A 4471-nucleotide genomic window follows, 5' to 3' on the forward strand; every position below is an offset into this window, starting at 1 on the left:
ACAGCAGCGCGCCGATGGTCGTCGGGATCAGGCACACCAGCAGCGACACCATCACGATGCCGGTGACACCGTTGCCATCCAGCGCCAGATTGTCCAGCACGCCAGGGTTGCTCGCCTTGGCATAGATGGCGGGCGGCTGCAGCGTGACCACCGCGAACACGAAGATGATGGTGAGCGCGGCCAGCAGGATATTGAGCGCGATCTCGTTCGGCGTCTTCTGCCGCGACGCGCCCTCCACGAGCGCGATCATCTTGTCGATGAACGAGCCGCCCGGCTCCTGGGTGATCTTGACGACGATGCGGTCCGACAGCACCGTGGTGCCACCGGTGACCGCCGAACGGTCACCGCCGGATTCGCGGATGACGGGCGCGGACTCACCGGTGATGGCCGATTCGTCCACCGAGGCAATGCCTTCCACGACATCGCCGTCACCGGGGATGACCTGTCCGGCCTCCACGACCACGAAGTCGCCGCGCTGCAATTCCGGAGCGGGAACCTGCTCCTCGACGATGCGCGCGCCCGGCGACCAGTCCACCAGACGGCGAGCGACGGTGTCGGTCTTGGCCTTTCGCAGCGTGTCGGCCTGCGCCTTGCCGCGCCCCTCGGCGACGGCCTCGGCCAGGTTGGCGAAAATCACTGTCAGCCAGAGCCATACGACGATCGCCCAGGCGAAGAAGCTCGGCTTGGCGATGGCCAGAATGGTGGTCCAGACCGCGCCGATCTCGACGATCAGCATCACCGGATTGCGCCACAGACTGCGCGGATCCAGCTTCTTCACCGCGTCCGGGACGGACTTGACCAGCATCTTGGGATCGAAAAGCCCACTGGCGACGCCCTTCTTGGGCTTCACGGGCGCGTCCGTGTCGGGCGCGAGGGTGGGAGTGCTCATGAGTGGATTCCTTCAGCGAGCGGGCCGAGCGCCAGCATGGGCAGGAAGGTGAGCGCGACCAGGATGACGGTGACGCCCACGACCAAGCCCACGAACTGCGGCCGATGGGTCGGCAGAGTGCCCTCCGAGGCGGGGGTGTGGCCCTGCGCGGCCAGCGAACCGGCCAGGGCCAGCACGAAGATGATGGGCAGGAAGCGGCCGAACACCATGGCCAGGCCCAGCGCGGTGTTCCACCACACGGTATTGCCCGACAGACCGGCGAAGGCCGAACCATTGTTGTTGGCGGCGGAGGTGAAGGCGTACAGCACTTCCGAGAAGCCGTGCGCCCCCGAATTGGCCATGCCCGCGCGTTCGCCCGGCAGCGCCATCGCGGTGGCCGTGCCGACCAGCACGATCAGCGGCGAGATCAGGAAGTACGCCGCGGCCAGCTTGATCTCCTTCGGCGTGATCTTCTTGCCCAGGTACTCCGGGGTGCGGCCGACCATCAGGCCCGCGATGAACACGGTGATGACCGCGAGGATCAACATGCCGTACAGACCCGAGCCGGTACCGCCGGGCGCGACCTCACCCAGCTGCATGTTGAACATGGTCATCATGCCGCCGAGGCTGGTGTACGAGTCGTGCGCCGAGTCCACCGCACCGGTCGAGGTGAGCGTGGTCGCGGTGGCGAAGGTCGCCGAATTCGCTACGCCGAAGCGGGTTTCCACGCCCTCCATGGACGCGCCGATGGCGCTCGGGACGGTGCCGTGGTGCTGCAGCTGGAAGAGGTTCATCAGGGTGACGCTGATCAGCGCCAGGGTGCTCATCACCGCGGCGATGGCGAAACCCTGCTTGCGCGAGCCGACCAGACGGCCGAAGGTGCGCGGCAGCGTGAAGCTGATCACCAGCAGCAGGAAGATCTCCACCCAGTTGATCCACGCCGTCGGGTTCTCGAACGGGTGCGCGGAGTTCACGTTGAAGAAGCCGCCGCCATTGGTGCCCAGCAGCTTGATGACCTCCTGGCTGGCAACGGGTCCGCCCGGCAGGGTTTGCGAACCGGTATTGCCGACCGTCTGCGCGACCTGGTCGTAGACGTGCAGGTTCTGGATCACACCGCCGGCCACCAGCAGAACGGCGAACACGAACGCGAGCGGCAGCAGGATGCGGATGGTTCCCCTCACCAGATCCACCCAGAAATTGCCGAGCTCGCTCGTGTGGCGGCGGGCGAAGCCGCGCACCAGCGCGACCGCCACCGCCATGCCGACCGCCGCCGACACGAAGTTCTGCACCGACAGGCCGACGGCCTGCACCACGTGCCCCATCGTCGACTCACCGGCGTAGTTCTGCCAGTTGGTGTTGGTGACGAAGCTGATGGCGGTGTTCCACGCCAGATCCGCGGTCATCTTGGTACCCGGATCATGCAGGTGCAGCGGCAGTTTGCCCTGGATCAGCTGCAGGAAGAACAGGAACAGCACGCTGATGGCGGAGAAGGCCAGCACGCTGCGCGCGTAGACCGCCCAGCTCATCTCGACGCCCGGCTGCACACCGATCAGGCGATAGATGCCCTTCTCGGCCTTGGAATGCTTCTCGCTGCTGTAGACCCGGTACATGTAGTCGCCCAGGGGCACATGCACCGCGGCCAGCGCGATGACCAGGGATACGACGAACAGTATCCCCGCGGTAGTGGTGCTCACTCAGAACCTCTCCGGGTACAGCAGCGCCGCCACCAGATAGATGGCGATACCGACGGCAAGGACCAGACCGATCACGTTCTGAATCACAGCCGCTCCACCCCGCGCTGGATCAAGCCGAGCAGGGCGAAGATCGCCACTGTCAGCACCGTGAACACCACGATGGACATCTCTCGAAACCTCTCTTCTGACGGCACGTCCCGAGACGCGCCGGAGTGAGTCAAGCGCCCGATAAGCCCATTTCCGAGGTCGTTTACGCCTTCTTAGCGTCCCAGAGCGCCGCATTGACGCTCCGCTTACGCCGGTCGCGTCGCGCGTCACACGACGGCGGCGGACCGTCCCGGAACACCGGAAAGGCCCCGGAGAGCAGGTGCTCTCCGGGGCCGCGGCGACACGGGGGCAGGCTCAACCCACCGCGTCGGCCGTCTCTTGTGCCGGAACCGCCGGGGACGGGGCAGGAGTCCGGTGACCCAGCAACAGGCATGCGGCGATACCGATGATCAATACCGCCGAAGGCAACACCATCGACTGCGACAGGGCGGCGCTGAACGCCGTCCGCGCCGCACCCGTCAGGGCTCCGCCGTTCGCCTCGGCGGCCGAAATACCGTGCGCGGCAAGCCGCGCCGGAATCAGCGCGCCGACGCCCGCGCTACCGAGCACCAGGCCCACCTGCCGCGCGGTGTTGTAGACGCCCGCGCCGACCCCGGCCTGATGCAGGGGTAGCCCGTAGGTCGCGATGGCCGCCAGCGGCGACCACACGCACGCGTTGGCGGCGCCCATGCACACCAGTGGCAGCAGCAGCTGCCACAGCGGCGTCTCCGGCTTCATCACCAGACCGAACCAGGCGATGCCGAGGGCGAATCCGGCGAAGCCCACCACCGGCACCACCCGCGGATGGACGCGGTCGACCAGCTTGCCGACCACCGGCGACAGCAGCGCGGTGAGGAAGGCCATCACGATCCACACCGTCGCGGCCTGCGTCGGTTTCATCCCGCGCACGCTCTCCAGATAGAAGTAGCCCGGCAGCATCATGGCGGTGGTGGCCACGCCCATCGCGGTCATGGCCAGCGTGCTGAGCGCGAAGTTGCGGTCCCGGAACAGCGACAACGGCACCAGCGGCTCGGCGGCGTCGCGGGCCTGCACCGCGAGGAACGCCGCCAGCAACGCCACGCCCGCCCCGACGCACACCCAGATCCGCGCCGACCAGTCGTCGGTATTGCCCTGCTGAATTCCGAAGACCAGCAGGAACATTCCGCTCACGCTCAGCGCCACCGACGGCAGGTCGAACCGGTGCCGGTGGGTCGGCAGGTTCGGCACGTAGATCACCGCCAGCACGAACGCCAGCACCCCGATCGGCACATTGACCAGGAAGATCCACTTCCAGCCCAGCCCGTCCACCAGCACGCCGCCGATGATCGGCCCGATCAGCGAGGCCACCCCCGCCACCGAACCCCACGCGCCCATGGCCGCGCCGCGCTTGTCGGCCGGGAAGATCCGGGTGATGACCGCCATGGTCTGCGGCGTCATCAACGCCGCCCCGATCCCCTGCACGGCCCGCGCCGCGATCAGCATGGTGATGCTGGTGGACAGACCACACCCCAGCGAGGCGAGCGTGAACACGACCAGCCCCACCAGATAAATCACCTTGGGCCCGAACTGATCCCCCAGCCGCCCGGTCACCAGCAACGGCACCGCATAGGCGAGCAGATACGCACTCGTCACCCACACGACAGTCGAGACGCCGGTATGCAATTCGCCCATGATCGCCGGATTCGCCACCGCCACGATGGTCATGTCGACCAACAGCATGAAGAATCCGAAACACAACGCCCCCAGCGTCGCCCACGGGCTCCGTCCGGTTCGATCGTTCATCTGATCCACCATTCCCCATTCATGAAACTCGGTATTTGTC

General features: G+C 66.8%; 5 protein-coding genes. All 5 read right to left on the minus strand.

Annotated elements, in window-relative coordinates; genetic code table 11:
- On the minus strand, positions 1–889 hold an 889-nt coding region (locus ACWELQ_RS39160; protein WP_452402057.1), incomplete at its 3' end, for a P-type ATPase.
- On the minus strand, positions 886–2562 hold the full coding sequence (gene kdpA / locus ACWELQ_RS39165; RefSeq protein ID WP_452402058.1) for a potassium-transporting ATPase subunit KdpA: 1677 nt from the start codon (positions 2560–2562) through the stop codon (positions 886–888). The genes kdpA and ACWELQ_RS39160, both read right to left, overlap by 4 nt.
- Entirely contained in the window at positions 2563–2649 is an 87-nt protein-coding gene (gene kdpF, locus ACWELQ_RS39170) for a K(+)-transporting ATPase subunit F (RefSeq protein WP_452402061.1), read from the minus strand.
- A complete protein-coding gene (locus tag ACWELQ_RS39175) occupies positions 2646–2756 on the minus strand; it encodes a potassium-transporting ATPase (protein ID WP_452402059.1) in 111 nt (36 codons plus the stop codon). Before ACWELQ_RS39175 ends, kdpF begins: the two co-directional genes overlap by 4 nt.
- 208 nt (positions 2757–2964) lie before the next feature.
- Entirely contained in the window at positions 2965–4431 is a 1467-nt protein-coding gene (locus ACWELQ_RS39180; protein WP_452402060.1) for a DHA2 family efflux MFS transporter permease subunit, read from the minus strand.
- Positions 4432–4471 lie beyond the last annotated feature (40 nt).

The organism is Nocardia sp. NPDC004722 (assembly GCF_053601505.1).

What these genes read in the sequence shown, in the direction of transcription:
- ACWELQ_RS39180 (WP_452402060.1), bottom strand. Translation starts at nt 4,431, where the DNA reads ATGAACGATCGAACCGGACGGAGCCCGTGGGCGACGCTGGGGGCGTTG.